Origin of the sequence: Nonomuraea sp. NPDC050786 (genome assembly GCF_040654115.1) — a bacterium.
Classification (GTDB): Bacteria; Actinomycetota; Actinomycetes; order Streptosporangiales; family Streptosporangiaceae; genus Nonomuraea.
The window spans coordinates 188,429-212,570 of sequence record NZ_JBFAHJ010000017.1 but is presented as its reverse complement, the minus strand read 5'-3'; the positions used below and the strand labels follow the sequence as shown (position 1 = coordinate 212,570).

The following is a 24,142-nucleotide window of genomic DNA, read 5'->3' as shown; positions in this document are numbered from 1 at the left end:
TCCTCTCACTGCGCGAGCCACCTGGAAGCCGCCGGTCAGCGGAGCCGCTCCAGCTTCTCGGCCAGCCGCCTGATCAGTTCGTCCTGCTCCTCCAGCGGGCCATGCCCGTACGACTCCGCTCCCGCCTCGGTGCGGTGGTCCGCATCCGCCCGCCGGGGACCGCCCGACGCCACCGCCGGCTCGGGACCGCGCGGCGCGGCGGCGGGACGGAGGTCGGGCGTGGCCGGCGAGTCGGCCGTGTCCTCTGCCAGCGCAACGGCCAGCTCCTCGATGGTCGGGTATTCGAAGACAAGGGTCGGCGTCACCTCGCGGCCGAGGCGGCCTTCGATCCGGCTGCGCAGTTCGACGCTCATCGCCGAGTCCAGGCCGAGTTCGAAGAGGCCGACCCGCGTGTCGATCTCCTCCGGATCGTCGATCCGCAGAACGGCGGAGAGCTCCGCCCGCAGCATCCGCCTCAGCTCGTCCACACCGACAAAACGAGCCTGGCGATCCCCTCCCGAGGACCCATCCTCGCCATCAGGGCGGGACCGACCGTCAAGGTGAAGCGGGCGATCGCCTCCCGAAATCCCGGCCTCACCATCAGGACGGGGCCAGCCGTCAAGGTGGAGCGGGCGATCGGCTCCCAGGATCCCGTTCGCGCCTGGGGCCGTATCCACCGCGCCGGCGAGCACGGCCGGCACGGCCGGCACGGCCGGCACGGCCGGCACGGCCGGCACGGCCGGCACGGCGGGCACCGAGCTGGTGGCCGGGACGCCGCCGCCGCGGATCAGTGCCGCACTGGCGCCCGCCGGTCCGTCCCCATCCTTGACGGGATGGGCCGTGCCGACGAGCAGACGAGCCGTGCCCGCGACCGAGTCGAGGACAGGCAGTGGCCGGCCGGACCGGTAGGCGGCCGCGAGCACCGGCCAGTCGACGGACGCGACCGTACGGTGGGACACGTCGCCGGTCAGCAGCGAGCCGAGGATCGCCAGGCACACGTCCGGTGGCATGGGACGGAATCCGTCGTCGCCGACCAGGTCGACGTCGGGCGAATCTGACACGTCCCAAGCACCCCAGCCGACGCTCAGCGTCTGCTCCCCCGCACGGGAGCGCTCGTGCGCCAGGGCGTCCAGGAAGCCGTTGGCCGCGGCGTAATGCCCGCCCAGCCGCCATCCCAGGCACGCCGCCGCCGACGAGAAGAAGACAAGACGGGACACGCCGCGGCCGGCACACAACCGGTGCAGCAGCCAGCCTCCGCGTATCTTCGCCGCCAGCCGCGCCCCCGCGTCCTCGGCGCGGGTGGTGGCCAGGCGGCCAAGGCCCCGGCTCGTGGCAAGGTGGTACACCTCCCGCAGCGCCGGCAGGTCCTGCCCGAAGCGCTCGAACAGCGCCGTCATCGCGGTCTCGTCGGTGACGTCCACCCGCACCGGCGTGACGCGGAGGCCGAGGTCGGCCAGTTGCTCCAGGTCGGCTTCGTGCCGTTGGCCGGCCCCGGTGCGGCCGGTCAGCACCAGATGGCGGGCTCCACGGTCAGCGAGCCAGCGCGCGACCGCCATGCCGAGCCGCCCCAGGCCACCGCAGATCAGGTAGGCGCCGTCGGGGTCCGCAGCCGGAGCGGTCCGGGGCCGGATCGGCTCGACCAGGGCAAGACGGAGCTTCCGCGCGGGACGGAGCTTGACCGATTCGGCCGGCATCAGGCCGGGCTCGACCGGCGTCAGGCCGGGCTCGACCGGCGTCAGGCCGGGCTCGACCGGCCCGGCCGGCATCAAGCCGGGCTCGCCCAATCCGGCCAGCATCAGGCCGGGCTCGACCGGTGCGGCCGGCGTGAGGCGGGCGACTAACCGGTGCCCGTCCCTATAGGCCACCTCGTCCTCCGGCCCCGCAGCGAGCAGCTCGTCGATCAGGTGGCGGGCCGCCGGCGCCGGGTCGTCGGCACCGAGGTCCAACAGGCCGCCCCACAGGTCGGGGTGTTCCAGCCGTACCGTCCGTGCCAGGCTCCACAGCGCCGCCGACGCCGGGTCGACCGGTTGGTCGCGCCCGGAGACGGGCTGGGCGTGCCGGGTGATCCACCAGGTCCGCACCCGGTCGCCGAGCCCCGCCGCCACCAGGTCGGTGACCAGCGCGGCGGCCCGTGTCAGCCGGTGTTCGGCCAGCTCCGGCAGGGCCGTCTCCCGGTGCTCGCGGTCATCGGTGAGGGCGCGTAGGTCGACCACGAGCCAGGTCCCCCCAACCTCGTGGAGACTGCGCAGCGCCGGCGCGTCCAGCCGGCCCTGCTGCGCGAGAAGGCAGCGCCGGCCGCGCCGGGCCAGCTCGAGGACGACAGCCACGCCGTACGGGCCGTCGTCGGCCAGCACCAGCCAGCCGTCGTCACGGGCGGCGGGCGCTCCGGGCGGCGGAGCCGGATACCAGGTCATCTCGTACTGACCGGGCGGCACCGCCGGCGCGGTCCGCGGCTTGCCAGCCTCCGCCGGCGCCGTCGGAGGCACCGCCGGCGCGGTCCCCGGCTTCGCAGCCACCGCCGGCGCCGTCGGAGGTACGGCCGCCATCCGATCGGTCGCCGGTGCACTCGGGATCGGGTCGGCGGGCTGCCCCTCCTGTGGGGTGAGCCAGTTCGGGTGGGCGGGCTGGCCCTCCTGCGGGGTGAACCAGTTCGGGTGGGCGGGCTGGCCCTCCTGCGGGGTGAACCAGTACGGCCGGTGCTGCCAGGGATAGGACGGCAGCGGGACGATCTCCCCCTGCGAATACCGCGCCGACCAGTCCACCGCAACGCCTCGGCAGTGCAGCTCGGTCAGCGTGGCGAGGAGCGACTCCCGGGGCGACTCGTCGCGCCGGACGGAGGCCAGGACGGCCGGTCGCGCGGCCCCGCCCCCGGGCAGCGTACGGTCGATCGAGTACGTCAGCACCGGATGCGCGCTGATCTCCAGGAAGACACCGAACCCGCGCTCAGCCAGGTCCTCGACCGCGGGCCGGAAGCGCACGGTCTGCCGTAGATTGCGCACCCAGTACGCGGCGTCGACGACCGGGTTCCACGCGCCGGCGTCCACGGTGGACACGAACGGGATCGCCGGCGTCCGCGGGGCGATGCCGGTCAGCCGCTCCCCCAGCTCGGCCAGAACGGGTTCTACCAGCTCCGAGTGGCCGGGCACTCGAGTGGTGAGGCGACGGCAGCGGATCCCCTCCGCCTCGCAACGGTGGGTCAGCGCGGCCAGCGCCTCGGCCGGTCCGGAGACGACGACCTGGCCGGGTGCCGCGTCGACGGCGACCGCGAGGCCGCTGCCGGCCGTTTCCCGCAGGGCGCGCTCGTACGGCATCTCCACCGACATCATGGCGCCGCTGCCGCTCAGGGTCTGCAGCAGCCGGGCCCGCCGGCAGATCACCCGTACGGCGTCCGGCAGGTCCAGCGCACCGGCGACGTAAGCGGCCGCGACCTCGCCCGCGCTGTGCCCCACGACGGCATCGGGCGTGACGCCGTTGGACCGCCACCAGGCGGCCAACGCGATCTGTACGGCGAAGGCGGCCGGCAGCAGGACGTCCGCCCGATCCTCCAGCGCATCCAGGCCACTTCGCAGAGGGTTCTCCAGCCGGTCACTCGCCGCACCCTGGCCGCTCCGCAGGGGGTCATCGGCCCGGTCACTCGGCGCGTCCACGCCTCCTGCAAGGGCCTTCGCCCTGTCCTCGGGCGCGTTCGAACTCTCCCGGCCCTCTGCCCGATCCAGGGTTGCGTTCGAACTCTCCTGGTTCTCTGCCCGGTCCAGGGTTGCGTCCGTGCGCTCCCGGGCCTCTGCCCGATCCAGGGCCGCGTTCGTGCGCTCCCGGTCCTCCGCCCGATCCACGGCTGGGTCCGAGCGCTCCTGGTCCGGGGCCGCGTCCGGGCGTTCCCGCAGGATGTCGCGGACGTCGAAGCCGCACTCTGCGGCGATCAGCGGCGCGACCTGGTCGATGGTGTCGCGGAACGGGCCGGGGACGGCGTACAGCGCGCGGCCGGCGGCGCCCGGGTCGCCGGCGTACCCGGCAAAGCACCAGGCCACCATCAGTGCGACGCCGCGGGCCAGCCCGGACCGGACCCCCGGCGGCCGAGTGCCGTCGGCGAAGGCGCGCAGGCCGGCCGCCAGGTCGGCCCGGCTGTGCCCGACCACCCCGACGCGGTGCTCCAGGTGGGTCCGGCGGCGCGCCGCGGTGAAGCACAGGTCGCCCAGTGACGCCTCCCGCTCGACCACCTCCGCCAACTGCCGCGCGGACTGCGCGAGCGCCCCGGCGCTGCGGGAGGAGGTCACCAGGACGTGCGGCCAGCCGTCGGCGACCGGGTCCGGGTCGGCGGGGTCGGGCGGCGGCCCGGCGTTCTCCACGACGACGTGCGCGTTCGTGCCGCCGAAGCCGAAGCTGCTGACTCCGGCGACCCTCCGGTGGAAGGCGGCGGGCCACTCCGTCACCTCGGTGGGCACGAAGAACGGCGACCCCTCGAACGGGATCAGCGGATTGGGCCGATGGAAGTGCAGGTTCGGGGGGATTTTGCCGCGTTGTACGCACAGGGCCGCCTTCACCAGGCCGACGAGCCCAGCGGCCGCCTCCAGGTGCCCCATGTTGGTCTTCACCGATCCGAGCGCGCAGCGGATGCCGTCGTCACCGAACACTTCGGCGAGCGCGGCGACCTCGATCGGATCGCCCAGCGGGGTGCCGGGGCCGTGCGTCTCCACCAGGGCGACATCGGCGGGCGTGACCCCTGCCGCCCGCCACGCGCGGCGTACGACGTCGGCCTGCGCGGCGGCGCTGGGTGCGGTCAGGCCGTTCGTGCGCCCGTCCTGGTTGACGGCGCTGCCCCGCACCACCGCGATGACGGGGTCGCCGTGCCGTACGGCGTCGGAGAGTCGTTCCAGCAGGACGACGGCCGTGCCCTCGCCCCGTACGATGCCGTCGGCGTCGGCGTCGAAAGCCCGGCACCGCCCGCTCGGCGAGATCCCGCCGAGAAGGCCGTAGTTGAGCCCGACGACCGGGGACAGCGCCAGGCTCACTCCACCGACGAGCGCGGCGTCGCTCTCGCCGGCGCGCAGGCTCTGCACGGCGAGGTGCAGGGCCACCAGCGACGACGAGCACGCGGTGTCCACCGACAGGCTCGGTCCGCGCAGGTCGAAGGCGTACGACAGGCGGTTGGCGGCGATGCTGAGCGCGCTGCCGGTGTTGGTGTACGCCCCGATCCCGGCGCCTGCGGCGTCCTGCATGCGGCCGTAGTCGTAGTTGGCGATGCCGACGAAGACGCCGGTCCGGCCGGCCCGCAGCCGGTCCAGTGGTACGGCGGCCCGGTCGATGGCCTCCCAGGCGACCTCCAGCAGCAGCCGCTGCTGCGGATCCATCGCGGCGGCCTCGCGGGGCGAGATGCCGAAGAATCCGGCGTCGAACTCCTCGACCCGCTCCAGCAGCGCTCCCCAGCGGCATGCGGCCGGATCCGCCCCCGCCCGCCGGACGGCGTCGGCATCGAGCCGCCTGCGCTCCGGAGGCACCTCGCGTACGGTGTCGACCTCGTCGCACAGCAGCCGCCAGAAGCGGTCCGGCGAGTCGACGGCACCAGGCAACCGCAGCCCGATCCCGACGACGGCGATCGGCTCGGCGACCGAATCGGCTTCCGAGCCGGCAGCCAGCCCCGCGACCGGGACGCCGGTCGAATCGGCTACCGCGCCAGCGGCCAGCCCCGCGACCGGGACGACGGCCGAATCGGCGGCCCGCCTGGCGACTGAGGCGGCGGTCGGACCGGCTCCCGCGCCAGCGGCCCGCCCCGCGACTGAGGCGGCGGCCGGATCGGCTTTCGAGCCGCCGGCCCGCCCCGCGACTGGAGCGGCGGTCGGATCGGCTTTCGAGCCGCCGTCCAGCCCAGCGACCGGGGCGGCGGTCGGCGTGGTTGCCGAGCCGGTGCCCGGCGCCCCGCAGAGGAAGCGCGCCAGCCGGGCCGGGCTGCCGTGCTCCCAGACGACGGCCGCCGGCACCGTACGGCCGATCCTGTTCTCCAGATCTCCGTGCAGCGAGACCAGCATCCTGGAGGAGAGCCCCAGGTCCCGGAAGCTCGCCTCCGGATCCACCTCGTCCGGCGCCACCCCGGCGGCGTCCGCGATCCTCTCCACGAACCAGCCCTGCAACGCCACCGGGCTGAGCCGCCCGACGGCCGCGGCCGTCTCAGGAGCGCCGTTCGATTCCGCGCTGGCCATCAGTTCCCCGCCCTCGTCTCGACGGCCGCCGGACCGTCCGCCGCGAAGGCGCCGTCCAGATAGAGCCGGCGGCCCCGGCCCCGCTGCACCTTCCCGCTGGTCGTGCGCGGCAGCGCGCCGCGGCGGACCAGCACCACGTCGTGCGGCGAGACGCCGTGACGGTCGGCTACGGCCCGGCGAACGGCGGTGCGCACCGTCGCCGGTGCGAAGCCGGGGGCGCGCCGGTCGACCTCGGCGAGCACGACGAGCGCCTCTCCCTCGGCGGTCTCCACGGAGGTCGCCACGACGCCGGCCGCGGCGACGGCCGGGTGCGCCTGCTCGGCGGTCTGCTCGACATCCGCCGGATGGTGGTTGCGTCCGTCGATGATGATCAGATCCTTGAGCCGCCCCACGACGAAGATCTCGCCCTGGTCGAGGAAGCCGAGGTCTCCTGTGCGCAGCCACGGGCCGGGCCGGCCGTCGAGGTCGGGCACGAACGTGGCGGCGGTGCGTGCCGGCTGCCGGAAATATCCGGCGGTGACGTTCGGCCCGGACACCCACAGCTCACCGACCCGTCCCCGCGGGCACACCTTGCCGGTGTCCGGGTCGACCACCCTGACATCCTGCTCGGCCGGCACGCCACACCCGACGAGAACCTGCGCCGAGCCCGACTCGACGGTCCGGACCTCGCCGCGACCCGGCGCCGTACGGTCCACCGGCAAGATCCCGACCTCGCCGCGACCCAGCGCCGCCCGATCCACCGGCAAGATCCCGACCTCGCCGCGACCCAGCGCCGCCCGATCCCCCGGCAAGATCCGGACGTCGCCACGACCCAGCGCCGCCCGATCCACCGGCAGCCGCCTGGGTGGCCCCGGCGCGCGGAAACCGGACACCAGAACGGTCGCCTCGGCCAGGCCGTAGCTGGGGCGGAAGGCCGCCGGGTCGAACCCCTGCGCCGCGAACGCCTCGGCGAACAGGTCGAGCGTCTGCGGCCGGACCGGCTCGCTGCCGTTGCCGGCGATCCGCCAGCCGCGCAGGTCCAGCCCGGCCCGCTGCGGCGGAGCGATGCGCTGCACGCAGTGCCGGTAGCCGAAGTCGGGCGACATGGCGTTGGCGTCCCGCTGCTGGGAGATCAGTTCGAGCCAGCGGCGTGGATGCCGGATGAACGTCGCGGGCGCCAGGTGGATCGAGCGGATCCCGAACAGCGCCGGCAGGACCACCATGGTCAGCAGCCCCATGTCGTGGAAGAGCGGGAGCCAGTTGACCAGGACGCTGTCGGAGGACACCTCGTAGGCGTGCTGGATCTGGCGGACGTTGGCCACCAGGTTGCCGTGGGTGACCACGACTCCGGCGGGGTCGCCCGTCGAGCCGGAGGTGTACTGCAGCAGCGCCGGCTCGTCGCCTCGTACCGCCACCGGCTCCGCCTCGGCACGGCCCGGCTCGCGGGCCTCGTCGATGAGCAGCAACCGGGATGAGCGGACGACGCCGCCGTCCAGCCAGTCGCGCACCGCGCGGCGGTGGCGGGAGGCCGTCAGGACGAGGGCCGGATCGGCGTCACGGACCACCGTGTCCAGGCGGGTGGTCGCCCGCTGGACGTCCGGCGGATACAGGGGTACGGCGACGGCACCGACGTACAGGCAGGCGAAGAACGCGACCGGGAACTCCAGCCCGGACTCCTGCAGGATGACCACCCGGTCGCCGATCGCGGTGTGCCGGCGGATCTCGGCGGACAGCGCCACGGCCCGCGCGTCGAGCTCGGCGAAGGTGAGGCGGTCGTCGCGGTCGCCCGCGTACTCGAAGAGGGTGGCGCCGGGCGTGCGGCGGACGTGCCGCCGCAGCAGCGCGACCGGTCCCGGCCAGGTGTCAGCGGCCACGGGCACCTCCTGCCGCGTGCTGAGTGGCGGGGTGCGCGCCCCGTACGGGCCTGCCGCGCGGCGCGACCGGGAGGGAGTGCAGGCCCCGCAGCGAGATGCTGGGATGCCAGGACAGCTCGTGGCGGGGCACGGCCAGCTCCATCCGGGGATAGCGGCGCAGCAGCTCCCCGATGGCGATCCGGCCCTGCAGCCGCGCCAAAGGCGCTCCGACGCAGTAGTGGGCGCCCGCGCCGAACCCGAGATGCGGATTGGCCGACCGGGTCACGTCGAGCCGCTGCGGGTCGGCGAAGCGGGCGGGGTCGCGATCCGCGGCGGCCACCACGGCCATGACCAGCTCCCCCTCCGGGATGCGTACTCCGGCGAGCTCGACGGGCTCGCCGGTGACCCGCAGGCTGCAGATCATGACGGAGCCCTCGTAGCGGACCAGTTCCTCGACGGCGCCGGGGAGCAGGTCCGGCCGGCGACGCAGCAGGTCGGCCTGGTCGGGGTGGGTCAGCAGGGCCAGCATCGCGTTCCCGATGAGGTTGACGGTGGTCTCGTGCCCGGCGATCAGCAGCAGCAGCGCCATCGCGACGAGCTCCGTCTCGCTCAGGCGGGCGTCGCCGTCGCGGGCCTGGATCAGCGCGCTCAGCAGATCGGGGGTGGGCCGGGCGCGTTTCTGCCGGATCAGCGCGCCGAGGTACTCGCTCAGCTGGACGAGCGCGGCCCGCCGGCCGGCGGCGAGCTCCGCGCCGGACCGGGCGGACTCGTCGTCGGAGACCAGCGGGAGGGACCACCGCCGGAAGTCCTTGCGCTCGGCCGCGGGAATGCCCAGGACCTCGCAGATCACGGTGGTCCCGATGGGCACCGCGAACCATCCGACGAGGTCGATCTCGTCCTGTACGTCGAACCGCTTGAGCAGCTCGTCCACCACGGTCCGGATCATCGGCTCGAACTCCGCGACCCTGCGTGGCGTGAACGTCTTCGACACCAGCCGCCGCAGCCGGGTGTGGCCCGGCGGATCCGAATACAGCAGGTGCCTGCCGACGAAGCGGTCAAGACCTCCCAGTCCGGGGTCGGCCTCCTCGATCGGTACGGGCCATCGCGCCGGCTCCTTGACGAAGCGCTGGTCGGTGAGGACCAGCCGGACCTCGTCGTAACCGGTGACCAGCCAGACGGGCACGCCGGCCCGGTGGATCCGCCGGACGGACCCGGTACGGCGCAGATAGTCGTACGCCGCATACGGGTCGCTGACGAATTCCCGGGAGTAGAAACCGGGTAGGGCGGAACCTGATTCCGACACTGGCATTTCCTCCGGAAGAATTCGCCGGATATCCGCGACGGGCCCGTGAGGTCCCGATAGCCGAGTGTTCGCGGCCCGCCGCCGGCGCGTCAAGAGCCGGACGGCGCTCCTGGATCCGCCATTCAGCGGGCCTCGAGCGGGGCGCGACCGGCGGGGCATTTCCGATCCATCTGGAGCGGCCCTCGACCGGCCTTCGACCACTCCGGGCGAGGCTGGCCGGGATTTCTGCGGACTGACCCGGGAATGCGGATGACATCAGATCGACGACCTATTCTTTTCGCCGGCGCGGCGCACTCCGGTCTGCTCAATCCGATTCTCGCGATCGCCGGGGAACTGTCCCGGAGAAATGCGCCGGACCTGCATTTCGCCTCCGAGGAGGACGCGCGGCACCAGGTAAATGGCGCGGCCGTGGGCAGCCCGGTCTCGTTCCATTCCTACGGCGAAAAAAGGGTCACCGTCGACGGCGTGATGTATGACGCCATGACGCGCGGCCCGCGGACCACCGCCGGCACGGTCGCGCTGGCCCGCGTGGTGCGGGACCGGGCGGTGCTGCGGACGTTCTTCCAGCGCACGCTGGAGCAGATCGACCAGGTACGCCCGCGCCTGATGGTGATCGACAACCTGAACGTCGGCGCGATCGACGCGGCCTGCGTGCGCCGGGTGCCGTTCGTGCTGAGCATCGCGTTCCCACCGAGCGGGGTGTACCTCGGCCGGCTGCCGTGGAGCTACCCGACGCCGACGTCCGGCCTGCCGCGCCGGATGAGCGGGGCCCAACGGCTCGCCAGCGTCGCGTTCCGGCTCCGGCTCCGGGCGGCGATGCTGCGCTGCGCCGACCTCACGCTCGCACGGGAGCGGCGCGCGCACGGCATCGCCAACGTCTTCGCCGATCCGGAACGGCACAGCGACGACGCGGTGGCGGTGCTCACCTACTCGGTCTTCGGGCTGGAGTACCCCTTCGCCGCTCCCCCGCACCTCCACCTGGTGGGTGCCGTGGTCCCGCCGCGCGAGAGCTGGGCGGACGGGGGCGGCGAGCTGAACGACTGGCTGGACCGGCACGAGTCCGTCGTGTACGTGAACATGGGCACCTTGATCAAGCTCTCCGCCGCCCAGCTGCGGGAGCTCGCCGAGGCGTTGCGGCGGCTCGGGCCCGGTCACCAGGTGCTGTGGAAGCTGCCCGCCGGCCAGCGGGCGTTGCTGCCGGCCGAGCTGCCGGCCAACGTCCGCACGGTCGAGTGGGTCCCGGCGCACTTCGGGGTGCTCACCCACCCGCACGTGCGCGCCGTCGTCTGCCACGGCGGAAACAACATCTTCCACGAGAGCGTCTACTGCGGGCGGCCCATGCTGGTCCTGCCGTTCTGGCTGGACTGCTACGACCTGGCCGCCCGCGCCGTGGACGCCGGCGTCGGGCTGGCCCTGGACCGGCCGCCCGGCTTCGACGCGGCCGAGGTGGCCGCCAAACTGCTCCGGCTGCTCTCCGACGACTCCTACCGGCGGCGCAGCCGGCGCTGGGGCGAACGGCTCCGGCAGGCCGGTGGCGTCGTACGGGCCGCGGACGTCGTCCTGCGGGCTGCCCGCCTCGCACCGGGCAGCCGGCTGTCCGCGGCCCGGCCGGACGTCGCGGCATCGAACCAGACATCCGGCGCGTGACATCCCAAGGCGTATGAGATCAGAGACGACGGCAAGGAGGTGATCCGGGATGGACGTCGAGTCCGCCCTGGCCTGGATCATGGGCCCCAACGGGATCGAGGATCCCTATCCGGGCTACCAGGCGCTGCACGAGCACGGCCCGATCGTGCCGGTGACCGACAGCCTGTTCATCGTGGTCGGTTACGAGGCGGCCGACCAGATCCTGCGCGACGCGTCCACGTCCGTGGTGAACGAAGCGCGCCTGGACCGCAACTGGCCGGCCTGGCGGACGAACCGGGCCTCGACGCTGCTGACCAAGACGCTGCTGTTCACCGACCCGCCGGACCACACGCGGGTCCGTCCCCTGCTCTCCAGCTGGTTCAGCGCCCGCCGGGTGGCGGGCATGGGCGACCTCATCCGGAAGCGGTCGGAGCAGCTGGCCGACGGCCTCGCCGAACGGTGCGCCGGTGACGGCGTCGTCAACCTGGTGAAGGACTTCGCCCTCCCCCTGCCGGTGCGGATCATGTGCGACATCCTCGGCATCCCGGAGACGGACTACCGCTGGTTCGAGGACCGGGTCGGGGACATGCTGATCGTGCTGGAGGCGTTCCCGCCGCCGGACGAGGCGGAGCTGGGCCAGCGCTCGACGGAGGAGATCGAGGCGTACATCGTCGACCTCATCGCCGCACGCCGCCGCGCCCCAGGGGACGACCTGACGAGCGCGCTCATCGCCGCGCACGACCACGATCAGGCCGTGCTCACCGCCGACGAGCTGCTGGTCAACCTCGTGGGGATGCTCGCTGCCGCGCTCGACTCGACCACGTACCTGCTGGCCAACGGGCTGCTGCAGCTCCTGCGCCACCCGGAGGACGCGACGCGGCTGCGCGCGGACGAGGAGTTCGTGCGGCCGTACGTGGAGGAACTGCTCCGCTGGGACGCGCCGGCGCAGTTCACCGTGCGCCGGGCGACCACCACGATGCGGGTCGGTGACACGACGCTGCCGCCCGAGGCCGAGCTGCTGATCCTGCTGGGCGCGGCGAACCGCGACCCCCGGCGCTTCGACGCGCCCCACGACTTCCGGCCCGACCGGCCGGGCAACCAGCCGATCTCGTTCAGCGTGGGGCCGCACTTCTGCCTCGGCTCTCCGCTGGCCCGGCTGGAGGCGCAGATCGCCCTCCCGGCGGTGCTGCGCAGGCTGCCGGACCTCACCCTGGCGGGCGCGCCCACCCGGCTGAACCGGTACGCCATCCGCTGGTACGACTCGGTGCCGGCGACCGTTCCGGCCACGGTGCAGGCGGCGTGACGCCGGCGGACGACCTGGGAGGTCTCGAATGAGCGTTCCGCCGTTCGGCGTGGGGATCCGGGCGATCGGCCGGTACATCCCCGAACGCGTGGTGACCAACGACGAACTCGCCGCGCGGCTGCCCACCACGAGCGCATGGATCCACGAGCACATCGGCGTCGAGACCCGCCGGATGGCGGCCTCCGACGAGTGGTCCTCCGACCTGGGGGCGCACGCGCTGGTGGACGCCTGCGGGCAGGCCGGCATCACCCCCGACCAGGTGGACCTGGTGATCTGCGGCACGTTCACACCGGACCTCATGCTGCCGAGCACGGCCGTGGCGATCATGAGGAAGGCGGGCATGGCCGGCGGCGCCGGCTTCGACGTCAACTCGGGCGGCTGCCCCGGCGGGGTCTTCGCGCTCGACGTCGGGCGCCGGTACGTCCAGTCCGGCGAGTACGCGCGTGTGGCGGTGGTGCTGACGGACGTCAACTCGAAGGCGTTCGACCCGGAGGACCGGACGATCGGGGTGATCTTCGGTGACGCCGCCGCCTGCTACCTGCTCGAACGGACCCGCGCCGGCCGTGGCGTCCGCCGGGTGACCCTGCGCACCGAACCGGCCGGGTACTGGACGGCGTACGTGGCGCGGGAGGTACGCCTCGACGCGGACGGAAGGCCCAAGGCCTCCGCCTTCGGCGAGAACTTCACCACGATGGAAGGCCGCGAGATCCGCGACTTCGTGCTGGGCACGCTGCCGAAGTTCATCGAGTCGTTCGTGCGCGACCAGGGGCTGGAGGTGGCGGACATCGACTTTTTCGCGCTGCATCAGGCGAACCTGCGGCTGGTCCACGGCGTGCTGGACACCCTGGGCGTACCGCTGAGCAAGACCCTGACCAACATCGAGCGGATCGGCAACACCTCGGGGGCCTCGCTCCCGCTGGTGCTGCGCGAGGCGATGGACGCCGGGCGGCTGCGGGCGGGGCAGCGCGCGGTGCTGGTCGCGTTCGGCGCGGGTCTCAACTACGGCGCGGCCCTGGTGGACTGGAGCGCCCCGGACGACTTCGCCCGGCCCGCGCCCCTCCACTCGGAGATCGTCCGCCCGCCGGACAGACTCGGATGAGCCCCGAGCACCCGGTCAGGCTCGGATGAGCGCCGCCGCCAGCTCGGCGTTGCGCTGGGCGAACCCGGTCCATTCCGGCGGCGTGACGGCGCTCGCCCGGGCGACGGCCGAGCGAGCGCACTCGCGCTGGTCCCATCCGTTCAGGCGCCCGCCGCGGATGGCGAACGTGACGGCGACGCCGTCCGCCCATCCGCATATGTCCTGGTCGCCGCCGCCTTCGACGGTGACGCGCTGCACGCTCGTCACCCATTCGAGCGCGGCCAGCTCCTCGTGGATCCGGCCGGCCAGCTCGAAGTTGAGCGCCGCCACCGCACGATCGCGCGCCGCCGTCAGCGCTTCACGCGCGGGCTCGGCGTCCGTCCCGTCGAGCGCGGAGATCACGGCCGCGGCAAACCGCTCCCTGGCCTGCGGGCCGATGCCGCGCCTCGCCGCGATGGCGCGCTCGGCGCCGGTGAGCCGGTCACGCGTGTACGACAGCGGGAACGCCCGGTGCAGCCCCGAGATCGCCTGCCGCGCTCTCGTACCACCGAGGTAGGGCCCGAAGCCGACGACGTCGTCGAAGCGTGCCAGGTGGCTCGTGCGCACCCCGGCGGTACGCGGCCGCGCGTCCACCACGATGTAGATCGCCGTCTCCTCGCCACCCGGCCTGCGGTTCCAGGGCGGCATGTCGGCTTCCAGCAGGTTGCGCTCGAGCCAGGCCGCCTCGTGCAGCGAGCCGCACGCCACCGCCTCGACCCGGGCCACCCGGGCGACCATCTCCGTCAGGTGCAGGCGATCGCGCGCCGGTCTCGGAACCGGTAGACGCCCGGCTCACGGGGCAGCCGTGCCGCCGCGCGAGCAGCCGATGATCCAGCTGACACCCGGCCGAGTCAACCATCGGCCGCCCAGGGGGTCAACGCGTACCTTGCCGGCGCGCGCAGGCGCACGGAGGACGGGCCGGTCTCGCCATATCGCCGCTATGACGGCACCACATTTGCAGTATGGGTCCTGTCAAAACGATAGTGAAGGTGATCATCCTCGCTCTAAGATCACCTCCATGATGATTCGCCGGACATTACGGATGATCACCGCTCTCACCGCGACCTGCGCCGTCGCGCTCGCCGGGGGTGTGGGGACGGCACAGGCCGAAGCGTCCCACGTGTCGTCCCAGAAGCAGCTGCTCTTCTACAACCACGCCTACAGCGTCGTCGACCGGGAGACCGCCGACGCCGTCGAGAACTCCGCCTACCTGCGGGAGTTCGCCAACTTCGAGGTCCGCACCACCACCGGTGGCGGGCTGACCTGGAAGGGCCGTTACCTCAAGGGCCGCGAGACCTACATCGAGCTGTTCGGCGAGGGCGACCTGCCCGGCCAGGACGCCCTCTACGGCTCCGCCGGGCTGGGCGTGTCGACCGAACGCGCCGGTGACCTGGCCAAGGTGACCGCGCAGCTGGCCGCCCTGGGCATCAGCGACCCGGCCAGGTACCGCCAGACGCGGGACTTCGGCGATGGTGTCCCGATCCCGTGGTTCGACACCATCCGCACCACCGCCGAGCAGTACGAGGCCTTCGACCCGTGGGCGATGGAGTACTTCCCGGAGTACTTCGCCGACCCGCGCAGCCAGACCGAGCCGGCCGGCTACGACGGTGACGTCAGCCGCGAGCGCTACCTGCCGGACGCCTACGCCGACCATCTGATGCGTGACATCACCTACATCCGCATCGGCGTCCCCGCGCGCGACCTCGCCAACACGGTCCCGCTGCTCAAGGCGGGCGGGTTCGACGTCACGACCACCGGCGGCGGCGCCATCGCGATGGGCGGAGGCACCACCATCCAGCTCGACTCCGTCGCGCGTGAGCAGGCGGGCCTCAAGCAGGTCTCCATGTCGCTCAACCGGTCCGTGGCGACGCGGCACGAGGAGCGGATCGGACGTTCGACCCTTGCCGTGGGCCCGGGCGCCCGCGCCGAGTGGACCTTCGACGCCCCCAAGTAAAGCCCCGTAGCACCGCCTTCACACGCCCGGCCGGCGACGAGGTTGACCGTCGCCGGCCGGGCGTCGTCGTTCCAGCGCCCTTGACGCATCGAGGCTCGGGCCGCTGCCGATCAACGCCGGCGGTATCGGACTCACAGCAAACTTGAACTATTCCAGATTAGGGCTATATGTTGGCCGTATGGCGTCTGACTTCGAGGCGCGGTTACGAGCAGTCTCGTTGCGCGTGACCCGGCCGCGGTTGGCAGTGCTCGCCGCACTGCGCGATCACGCGCACGTCGACACCGACACGGTGATCGCCCTGGTACGGGCCCAGCTCCCCAGGGTCTCCCACCAGGCGGTGTACGACGTGCTGCGTGCGCTGACCGAGGCCGGTCTGGTGCGGCGCATCGAGCCCGCCGGCACGACCGCGCGCTACGAGTCACGGGTGGGTGACAACCACCACCATGTCGTGTGCCGCTCCTGCGGTGCCATCGCGGACGTCGACTGCGCCGTCGGCCACGCCCCCTGTCTCACCGCCTCGGATGACCAGGGCTTCGTGATCGAAGAGGCGGAGGTCGTCTATTGGGGCACCTGCCCCGACTGCGCGGCCAGACCAATTGACCAGTGATCCGGTAGTTCGGAAGGAAGCAGATGAGCGACACCCAGGACAACGCCCCCTCCAGCGCGCAGGGAGTGGACCAGAAGGCGGCGGCCGGCTGCCCGGTCGCGCATGACTCGGTGACCGCGCATGGCAGCGAGAGCGAGAATCCGGCAATCGACTCGCCGACTCCGAAGACCGGCGGTCGTCCGCGCACGAACCGGGACTGGTGGCCCAACCAGCTCGACCTCTCGGTGTTGCGCGCGCACTCGTCCAAGGGCAACCCGCTGGCAGAGGGCTTCAGCTACGCCAAGGAGTTCGAGAAGCTCGACGTCGAGGCCCTCAAGCAGGACATCATCGAGGTGCTCACCACGTCGCAGGACTGGTGGCCGGCCGACTTCGGCCACTACGGCGGTCTCATGATCCGGATGAGCTGGCACGCCGCGGGCACTTACCGCATCCACGACGGTCGCGGCGGTGCGGGCGACGGCGCGCAGCGTTTCGCCCCGCTCAACAGCTGGCCGGACAACGCCAACCTCGACAAGGCCCGCCGGCTGCTGTGGCCGGTCAAGCAGAAGTACGGCCAGAAGATCTCGTGGGCCGACCTGCTCGTGCTCGCCGGCAACGTCGCCCTGGAGTCGATGGGATTCAAGACCTTCGGCTTCGGCTTCGGCCGCGAGGACGTCTGGGAGCCTGAGGAGATCATCTGGGGTCCGGAGGACGCCTGGCTCGGCGACGAGCGCTACGTCACCGACACCGAGATGGTGCCGAACGTCGGCGCGACCGAGATGGGTCTCATCTACGTCAACCCGGAGGGTCCCCGCGGCAACGCGGACCCGGCCGCGGCGGCGCATTTCATCCGCGAGACCTTCGCCCGGATGGCGATGAACGACGAGGAGACCGTCGCTCTCATCGCCGGCGGCCACACGTTCGGCAAGACCCACGGCGCCGGCGTCGCGGACGACCACGTGGGGCCGGAGCCCGAGGGCGCGCCGCTGGAGGCGCAGGGCCTGGGCTGGCTGAGCACCCACGGCACCGGCAAGGGCGCTGACACGATCACCAGCGGTCTCGAGGTGACGTGGACGGACCGGCCGACGCAGTGGAGCAACCGCTTCTTCGAGATCCTCTTCGGCTACGAGTGGGAGCTCACCACGAGCCCCGGCGGCGCGAAGCAGTGGGTCGCCAAGGACGCCGAGGCGATCATCCCGGACGCCCACGACCCGTCGAAGAAGCACAAGCCGACGATGCTCACGACCGACCTGTCGCTGCGCGTCGACCCGGCGTACCAGAAGATCTCCCGCCGCTTCCTGGAGAACCCCGACGAGTTCGCGCTGGCCTTCGCCAAGGCCTGGTACAAGCTGCTGCACCGTGACATGGGCCCGGTCAGCCGCTTCCTCGGGCCGTGGGTCCCCGAGCCCCAGCTCTGGCAGGACCCGGTGCCGGCCGTCGACCACGAGCTCGTGGGCGACGCCGACATCGCCGCCCTGAAGGCGAAGGTCCTGGAGTCCGGCCTCACGACCGCCCAGCTGGTCTCCACCGCGTGGGCCTCCGCCGCGAGCTTCCGCTCCACCGACAAGCGCGGCGGCGCCAACGGGGCCCGGATCCGTCTCGAGCCGCAGCGCAGCTGGGAGGTCAACCAGCCCGAGCAGCTCGCGACGGTCCTGGACACCCTCGAGGGCATCCAGCGCGAGTTCAACGAGGCCGGCGGCGCGAAGATCTCGCTCGCCGACCTGATCGTGCTGGCCGGCTCGGCCGCCGTCGAGAGGGCGGCGCACGAGGCCGGCGTGAGCGTGACGGTGCCGTTCCGGCCGGGCCGCACCGACGCCACGCAGGAGCAGACCGACGTCGAGTCCTTCGCGGTCCTCGAGCCGCGGGCCGACGGGTTCCGCAACTACGTGCGTCCCGGCGAGAAGACCCAGCCGGAGGTGCTGCTGGTCGACCGTGCCTACATGCTCAACCTGACCCCGCCGGAGATGACCGTCCTGATCGGCGGCCTGCGCTCTCTCGGGGCCAACTTCGGCGGTACGCAGCACGGCGTCCTCACCGACCGGCCCGGCGTGCTCACCAACGACTTCTTCGCCAACCTGCTCTCCCCGGGCACCCGGTGGAAGGCGTCGGAGTCCGAGGAGAACGTGTACGAGATCCGTGACGTGGCCACCGACAAGGTGAAGTGGACCGCCACCGCGGTCGACCTCATCTTCGGCTCGAACTCGCAGCTGCGGGCCCTCGCGGAGGTCTACGCCAGCCAGGACGCGCGCGACACGTTCGTGACGGACTTCGTCGCGGCCTGGACCAAGGTCATGGAGCTCGACCGGTTCGACCTCGCCTGACCTGTCTCCACCCGGCGAGCCCGGTCGATCCATCGTGATCGACCGGGCTCGTCCGCCTCAGCGGGCGTGTCGCCGCAGCACCTCGTCGACCTGCGCCAGCTGCGCCGCCTCCAGCGGCCCGTGCGGCAGCGCGCCGGCGTTCTGCTCGGCCTGGGCGACCGTCCTGCTCCTCTACCTGGCCCTGTTCGCCGCGGTCGCCACCACCTTGCGCCGCTGGTCACGCCGCGCCGGCTGGACGCAGGCCCACCGGCTGGCGCTCGTCGGCGGAGCGATGCCCACCTACGCCTGGCATCCCTCCCCCTGGGAGCCCATTCCCCTCCCGGGAGAGCAGCAGCCGGCTCGATGAGAGCCGGCACGGCAGGCGCGGGCGTTCTCTGGCGACAGATCGTCGGAACGCCGGTCGGCGCGCACCGCGGGGTGCCCCGGCTCGCGCTGCATGACGATGAATAAGGTGCGGGCCGTACCGGCCAGGCGGGAGGGCTCGATCGAGGCGTTCGAAGTGATGAGCGGCAACGTGAAGGAGAAGACGGCCGGATGCCTCAAGGGGCCACCCGCGACAGGCCCGACGATCATCGCTACCCTTCGACAATGTCATTCCCTCACCGATCGCTTGGCACGGCAGCGCTCGCGGCATCCGCTCTGCTTCTCACCACACCCTCGATCGCGCAGGCGCACCAAGCGCCCACGGCCGCGGCGGACCGAGTCTTACGGGTCTACACCAACAACATCGAGAACCTGGTGAGGAACAACGCCGACGGCACGTGCACCCGCATCACGGGTCCGGACCACCTCACGTCGATGCTCGTCGACGACAACGGCAAGACGGCCACCTCCGGCGTGAAGGCTCCCGACCTCCTGATCGTGCAACAGGTACGTGGCACCGGACAGGCCACGGCCTACGCCGACCAACTCGGGGCCAAGTTCGGCTATCCGGCGGGCACCTACCAGGCACTCGTGGCCTGGGACGACCCCGAGGAGTGGGGCAGCTCGCACAACTGCAGCCAGCAGGCGCTCGGCGACCTGAAGAAGAAGCAGACCAACGCGATCATCTACAACACCAGAACGCTGAGCCTCGCGGCGGGCGACGTCTCCAAGTACTGGAGCGCGGGCTGGTTGAAGCCCGGAACACCGTACAACGGCGGGGCCGGGTGCACGCTGTACAAGCCGCCGGACAGCGACGACGGCACCACCAACGCCTACAAATGGAAGCGCACCAGCGCTCTCGCGGCGAGGTTCACGATCAAGGAAACGGGGACGACCGTCTTCGCCGCCACCATGCACCTCCCGGAGCAGAACGGGGCGAACGCCTGCGCGGGCGCGGGCTACACGGGCATCGCCAACTCCGGCATCCACGTCGGCGCGGACGCCACGAGCCTGATGAACGCGTCAACGATCCGCGTGATCGGGATCGACGCGAATCGCACGAACATCGCCGCCACCACCCTCGGCGGCTTCGGCATGACCGGCTATGGAGCGAAGGCGACCGACGGGTCCAGGAAGATCGACTACCTCTTCGTCAAGGGCACGGTGCGGCCGTCGAGCATTGATCACACGGTCGGCAGTACGAAGTCGAACCATCTCGCGCTGTACGGGTTCATCGAGTTCTGATGTCTGGACGCAGCGAAGCTGGCAGTGGAGCCTGCTCCCAACCTGGGCGCTGTCACTTCGATAGGTGTCGAGATGCGGGCGCTCGCGTCATCGAAGTCGGCAGTACCAGGTCGAAGGTCGCTTGCCCGTGAACGAAGGCCATGACTCCGAAGTTCGTGGTTGTTCTGGCCCAGGGTTGCCCGCGGAGGCTCCAGGGAGTCAGAAGTGTGGCGAACCCGCTGGTCACTCGGCAAGCCCTGCGAGAGCATGCGCGCCCGCACCTGATCGACGTGCTCGCCCGCCTCGCCGATCACCACGGCAGGCCGAACTGACCCGTCAGGGGCCGCTGTAGACGAACGCCCCCCAGGTGGAAGGGTCGGCATGGGCGTGGCCGGCGCCCCAAAGGCGTGCGGCGAGTCCTTTGAGTTCAGGGCGGGGGATGCCGAGTGTGATGGCCTTGTCGTGGTTCGTGCTGTCGCGAAGCCAGATCTGGGCTTGTCTCAGTGCTTCCGCGGGGGCGATTCCCGCTCGGTGGAGCTGGTGCCAGCGGATGCTGATCATCATGGCGGCGACATCGTCGACGGGCCAGAGCGTACCGATGACGCTGTGCGCGCCGGCTGCGAGGAATCCGGTGTTCAAGCCGATGGCCTCGTCGGGGATGCGCTGGCCGGGGACGGCGGTGCCGCAGGCCGACAGCACGACGACCGCTGCTGCCACAGGGAGCCGGAGCAGCTGTGCGAGGTCGAGCGGAGTGTCGTCGGCGAGCAGGAGGGCGCTGTTGAGCGGTTGGTTCAGGTCGGTCTCGCCGTGGCAGGCGAGGTGAAGGACGTCGCCTTCGGCGATGGCGGCTTCGACGGCGGCACGGGTGGCCTCGGCGCCGGTCAGGAGCAGTGCGGAGGTGTACAGGTCGGCGATGCGGCTGCCCTCGAGCAAGGTCGCCGGAAGCCGTCGTCGGCTGGTCGGTTGAGGATCGGCGATGATGACGGCCTTGAGGTGGTCCGCCCTTGGATTGAGGGGTGGCCGGCGCAGGACGCGTGCGTTGGGCGCGTACCGGATGGCGATCCGGTCAAGCAGGTAGTCGGTCGTGTCGGGTGGGCGGGCCAGGTGCAGGGGCAGGAGCGCGAGTTGTCCGCAGGGAATCAGGGTCAGTTCCCGCGCGGCGGGGAGTTCCGAGAGGACAGGGCCGAGGACCCCTGTCCATGCCCACCGCTGGACATCCTCATGCCACGGAGTGCCCTTGGCCCACAGAGCCACGGCCGGTTCGACCTCTTGGCGCCCCAGACCTGGCAGCCAGACCGCCCGCGCACCACTGTCGACCATCAACGCGAGCCCTTCTCCTTCTCCGGGGATCAGGTAGACCACGGGCGCGGTCGCCGACGCGGTCGCGGCGATGTCATCGAAGGCGGGTATGTCCCAGAAGCGATGGAAACCGGCAATGCGCCGGACGTCCCGAACCGCGGTTTCAAGTCCGGCCCACGCGGCCGCCACGTCGCGCATAAGGGCGGGGGGCGTTTCCACGTCGTGTCTGGCTTGTTCGAGCCGCCTGCTGGTGCCGGTCCAGGAGGCGAACGCGGCCAGGAGCCCGCTCTTGGTCCCGTCCGGCAGCAGGTCGATCTGGGCGGGCGACAGAGCCACGCGTTCGCTCAGCACGATGGCCCTGCCCGCCTCGATCGAGACGACAGCCGCCGCGGGATCCCCGGCGAGCGTGTGTGCGAATGAGGCGGTCTGGGCGAGATCGGCTGCACTGCCCACCCAAAGGTCTTTGTGGTCGGTCACGGCCTGGACCAGCGACAAGCGGTAGATCGCGGAAAGTGCCACGTCCGCTGCCTCACCCACCTCTGCCCACGCCTGCTGGCCGGCCGCCCACTCCATCCACCGCGATGCGAACCGGCCGGCCGTGCTGAGCGACTTGTGCGCACCCTCGCAGGCTTGGCGGAAGGTCTGCGAGATCTCCTCGGCGTCGACGCGGTCCGGCGCCCGCCGGGCGAGAGCGGCGAGGGCGACCGCTCGGACGAACAGGTTGAGTGGTCGTTCGGCGTGGTCAACGGGCGTGTTCGCCAGGACGTCGGTGGCGATGCGCAGCGCGGTCTGCGCGGCGCGGCGTCGGCGGAACGGGAGACCGGGGCGTCGCGCCCATTCGGCGAGGTACTGGGCGTGGCTCGCCCGCATCCGCATGCCGAACTCCGATGTGGGCCCCGCGGCCTGGATCGCCAGGCCGAACAACCGGTCGATGCGGCGGCGACCTGCCATGCCCTGGACGATGAGCGCTTGCGCGAGCCCGCCCCAGCGGCTCGCGGCCGCCGGATCTGTGGGTTCCTGATGGGCGCAGGCGGTCTCCAGGAGAGCGATGGCTCGGGACCGCAGTTCTGAGGCAGTGTGTTCGTCGCTGTGGTCGGCTTGCGCCAGCAGCGTGAACGCCAGGTTGGTGAGCGGCCCCGGTGCGCGGGACCTCTGAGCGGCTCGTTCGGCCAGGTCGAGACCGTGCTCCAGCGCGGCGATGTCCCCGGTGCGTTCATATCGGCGGATCAAGGCGATGCCCAGGGCGCTCCGGGTCGCCCAAGCGTCGTCGTCGGAGTTGTCGGATTTATCGGATTTATCGGGGTGCAGCCGGAGGTCATCTTCCAGCAGATCGATGGCTCTGTCGCCGTCGGCGCTGTCACTGGCGAGTTGCTGCCGGTCCACCAGCATGTTCGCGAGGTTGGTCGCGCTGATCCGCGGAGGGAGCCCGGGTATGGAGATCGGAACCCGTTGCGCCGCCTCGGCCAGGGCGATGCCTCGGTCCAGGAGGCTCCGGTCGCCTGTGGCGGCGTACTTTTGACGGTACGCCCAGCCCAGAAGGTCGTGGACGATCGCACCGGCCATCGAGGCGAGGCCATCGAGCCGCGCGGCCCGGGTCAGCACGGCGATGGCCTGGTGGAGCACGTCAGGGTCGCCACGCTCGGCGTAACGGCTCAGCAGCTCGTTACCCTCCTGCCCGAGCGCGAACGCTTGCGAGGATCCCACGATGACGACCTCGGCCTCGGACTCACCTCCTGCGGGAGCAAGGAGACGGCGCAGGACCGCGCCGTGCAGTTCGGTCAGCCTGTCGCTGTCATCGGCCTCCTCGACGGGCACCGCGCCGACGGATCCGGCGAAGTCGACCTCGGTGGGTTCGGCGAGGCAGCGCCGGGCCGCGGACATGGCGGCCTGCGCGACGGTTTCGGCATGGGGACCCCAGGCGATCGCCGGATGCAGCGCGACCTCGCACAGCTCGACCGCTCCGGCTCGGAGCAGGGCTCGATCCGCGCCGCTCGCGTACAGGCAGATCCTGGCTCTGGCGCGCACCGCCTTGACGAGGAGGGTGCAGGGATGCCCCTCCGGAAGGAGAGCGATCACCTGCTCCAGGGGCTCGACGGCGCTCGCCAGCTCGTCCGCCTTGCCCGTGCGGATCGTCTCCTCCATGGCACGTCCGATGGGCGGCACCCCGCTCAGCACCCTGATCAGGGCCCTCGCGTCCAGCCCGTCGGCTGCCGGGTCGCCGGCGGCCTCCTCGACGACCGGCTGGATTCCGGGTGGGAGGTGCGGCGCTGGACCGTCATCGACGGAGGCGACGAGCGCACTCTCCAGGCTCTGCAGGATCGGTCGGTATCGGGTCGCCAACGCCGCGGCCTCCGGGATGCCGAAGTCGACACAATCACGCGCGAACGCCCATGCCGTGAAGTAGCGGGACCGAGCGATCCCGTCACCTCGGTAGTCGACGTCGGCGAGCATGCCGTGCAACAGCGCGGCCGCGCCGGGCACCACCCGTTCCGCCTCAGGGAAGGCCGTCACGGCGGCGGCGGCTTGATCCGGGGTGAGAGAGGCCAAGAGATCAGCGACGAGATCCAGGGAATCTCCGTCGACTTCCAGGGAATCGGCTCTCGCCGCAGCCGCCACGATCGCGGCGCGGACGGCGTCGACCAGCGCGAGCATCCGCAGGACCGTCTCGGCCGCTGCCGGGCTGTCGGCCTGGTGCATCATGGCGAGGATCTCTTCATGGAAGGCAGCGTCCAAGAGCACCGGATGGCGTCTGACCACGACGAGCGCGGCCTCAACGGTCTCGGCCGCGGCCAGCGCGGCCAGCGCCTGACCCAGGTCTGAACCGTCTGCGAAAGCGGTCACGACCACGTCCCTTCTCCGCCGCTGCTCGGCACCGATATGGTCTACCGGCGCGCGGACCTGCGGTAGCCGGTCACAGAAATTGGCCTCTCCTGTCCACGTTCCGGTGCCCGACCGGCCGGACCACGCGTGCGGGCGGGTGGCGCGCTTCGGCGGCGCCGATCACAATGTGAAGGGCCCGCTGGCTTCCCCCGGAGGAGAGC

Annotated in this window: 13 protein-coding genes; 8 read left to right on the top strand and 5 right to left on the bottom strand. The window is 71.9% G+C overall.

Features of this window, described 5'->3' with window-relative positions; translation table 11 throughout:
* Positions 1–35: 35 nt before the first annotated feature.
* From AB0H84_RS28800 to AB0H84_RS28790, 3 genes are read right to left on the bottom strand one after another with little or no spacing between them, the layout of a single operon-like run.
* Positions 36–6,173 carry an SDR family NAD(P)-dependent oxidoreductase gene (locus tag AB0H84_RS28800; RefSeq protein ID WP_357610652.1) on the bottom strand — a complete coding sequence of 2,046 codons (6,138 nt, stop codon included), beginning with the start codon at positions 6,171–6,173 and terminating at the stop codon, positions 36–38.
* Positions 6,173–8,026: a fatty acyl-AMP ligase gene (locus AB0H84_RS28795; RefSeq protein WP_357610649.1), complete on the bottom strand. Its 1,854-nt coding sequence runs from the start codon at positions 8,024–8,026 to the stop codon at positions 6,173–6,175. The genes AB0H84_RS28800 and AB0H84_RS28795 overlap by 1 nt, the downstream gene beginning before the upstream one ends.
* On the bottom strand, positions 8,016–9,308 hold the full coding sequence (locus AB0H84_RS28790; RefSeq protein WP_357610646.1) for a cytochrome P450: 1,293 nt from the start codon (positions 9,306–9,308) through the stop codon (positions 8,016–8,018). Before AB0H84_RS28790 ends, AB0H84_RS28795 begins: the two co-directional genes overlap by 11 nt.
* Before the next feature lie 249 nt (positions 9,309–9,557).
* Between AB0H84_RS28790 and AB0H84_RS28785 the strand changes: the two genes are divergently transcribed.
* Genes AB0H84_RS28785 through AB0H84_RS28775 form a run of 3 tightly spaced genes read left to right on the top strand, consistent with a single transcriptional unit; the run spans position 9,558 to position 13,336 of the window.
* Entirely contained in the window at positions 9,558–10,955 is a 1,398-nt protein-coding gene (locus AB0H84_RS28785) for a glycosyltransferase (RefSeq protein ID WP_357610643.1), read from the top strand.
* 49 nt (positions 10,956–11,004) lie between these two features.
* A complete protein-coding gene (locus AB0H84_RS28780) occupies positions 11,005–12,237 on the top strand; it encodes a cytochrome P450 (RefSeq protein WP_357610641.1) in 1,233 nt (410 codons plus the stop codon).
* Between the two features lie 28 nt (positions 12,238–12,265).
* Positions 12,266–13,336 (top strand): ketoacyl-ACP synthase III, encoded by a 1,071-nt coding sequence (locus AB0H84_RS28775; protein ID WP_357610639.1) that lies wholly within the window; start codon positions 12,266–12,268, stop codon positions 13,334–13,336.
* Between the two features lie 15 nt (positions 13,337–13,351).
* On the opposite strand, the gene AB0H84_RS28770 is transcribed toward AB0H84_RS28775, so the two are convergent.
* Entirely contained in the window at positions 13,352–14,080 is a 729-nt protein-coding gene (locus tag AB0H84_RS28770) for a hypothetical protein (protein WP_357610636.1), read from the bottom strand.
* A 292-nt stretch (positions 14,081–14,372) separates the two neighbouring features.
* Between AB0H84_RS28770 and AB0H84_RS28765 the strand changes: the two genes are divergently transcribed.
* From AB0H84_RS28765 to AB0H84_RS28745, 5 genes are all read left to right on the top strand, one after another.
* Positions 14,373–15,308 carry a DUF5829 family protein gene (locus tag AB0H84_RS28765; protein WP_357610633.1) on the top strand — a complete coding sequence of 312 codons (936 nt, stop codon included), beginning with the start codon at positions 14,373–14,375 and terminating at the stop codon, positions 15,306–15,308.
* A gap of 178 nt (positions 15,309–15,486) precedes the next feature.
* Positions 15,487–15,915, top strand: coding sequence for a Fur family transcriptional regulator (locus AB0H84_RS28760; protein WP_357610630.1), 429 nt, complete (start codon positions 15,487–15,489; stop codon positions 15,913–15,915).
* Positions 15,916–15,938: 23 nt separating this feature from the next.
* A complete protein-coding gene (katG, locus tag AB0H84_RS28755; RefSeq protein ID WP_357610628.1) occupies positions 15,939–18,215 on the top strand; it encodes a catalase/peroxidase HPI in 2,277 nt (758 codons plus the stop codon).
* Between the two features lie 34 nt (positions 18,216–18,249).
* Positions 18,250–18,561, top strand: coding sequence for a hypothetical protein (locus AB0H84_RS28750; protein WP_357610625.1), 312 nt, complete (start codon positions 18,250–18,252; stop codon positions 18,559–18,561).
* 242 nt (positions 18,562–18,803) lie between these two features.
* Positions 18,804–19,823 (top strand): hypothetical protein, encoded by a 1,020-nt coding sequence (locus AB0H84_RS28745; protein WP_357610622.1) that lies wholly within the window; start codon positions 18,804–18,806, stop codon positions 19,821–19,823.
* A 315-nt stretch (positions 19,824–20,138) separates the two neighbouring features.
* On the opposite strand, the gene AB0H84_RS28740 is transcribed toward AB0H84_RS28745, so the two are convergent.
* The gene (locus tag AB0H84_RS28740) at positions 20,139–23,942 is read right to left on the bottom strand and encodes a CHAT domain-containing protein (protein ID WP_357610619.1); all 3,804 of its coding nucleotides are present in this window, start codon (positions 23,940–23,942) and stop codon (positions 20,139–20,141) included.
* Positions 23,943–24,142: the final 200 nt, after the last annotated feature.

What these genes read in the sequence shown, in the direction of transcription:
- AB0H84_RS28800 (WP_357610652.1), bottom strand. Translation starts at nt 6,173, where the DNA reads ATGGCCAGCGCGGAATCGAACGGCGCTCCTGAGACGGCCGCGGCCGTC.
- AB0H84_RS28745 (WP_357610622.1), top strand. Translation starts at nt 18,804, where the DNA reads ATGTCATTCCCTCACCGATCGCTTGGCACGGCAGCGCTCGCGGCATCC.
- katG (WP_357610628.1), top strand. Translation starts at nt 15,939, where the DNA reads ATGAGCGACACCCAGGACAACGCCCCCTCCAGCGCGCAGGGAGTGGAC.
- AB0H84_RS28760 (WP_357610630.1), top strand. Translation starts at nt 15,487, where the DNA reads ATGGCGTCTGACTTCGAGGCGCGGTTACGAGCAGTCTCGTTGCGCGTG.
- AB0H84_RS28780 (WP_357610641.1), top strand. Translation starts at nt 11,005, where the DNA reads ATGGACGTCGAGTCCGCCCTGGCCTGGATCATGGGCCCCAACGGGATC.
- AB0H84_RS28785 (WP_357610643.1), top strand. Translation starts at nt 9,558, where the DNA reads ATGACATCAGATCGACGACCTATTCTTTTCGCCGGCGCGGCGCACTCC.
- AB0H84_RS28775 (WP_357610639.1), top strand. Translation starts at nt 12,266, where the DNA reads ATGAGCGTTCCGCCGTTCGGCGTGGGGATCCGGGCGATCGGCCGGTAC.
- AB0H84_RS28765 (WP_357610633.1), top strand. Translation starts at nt 14,373, where the DNA reads ATGATGATTCGCCGGACATTACGGATGATCACCGCTCTCACCGCGACC.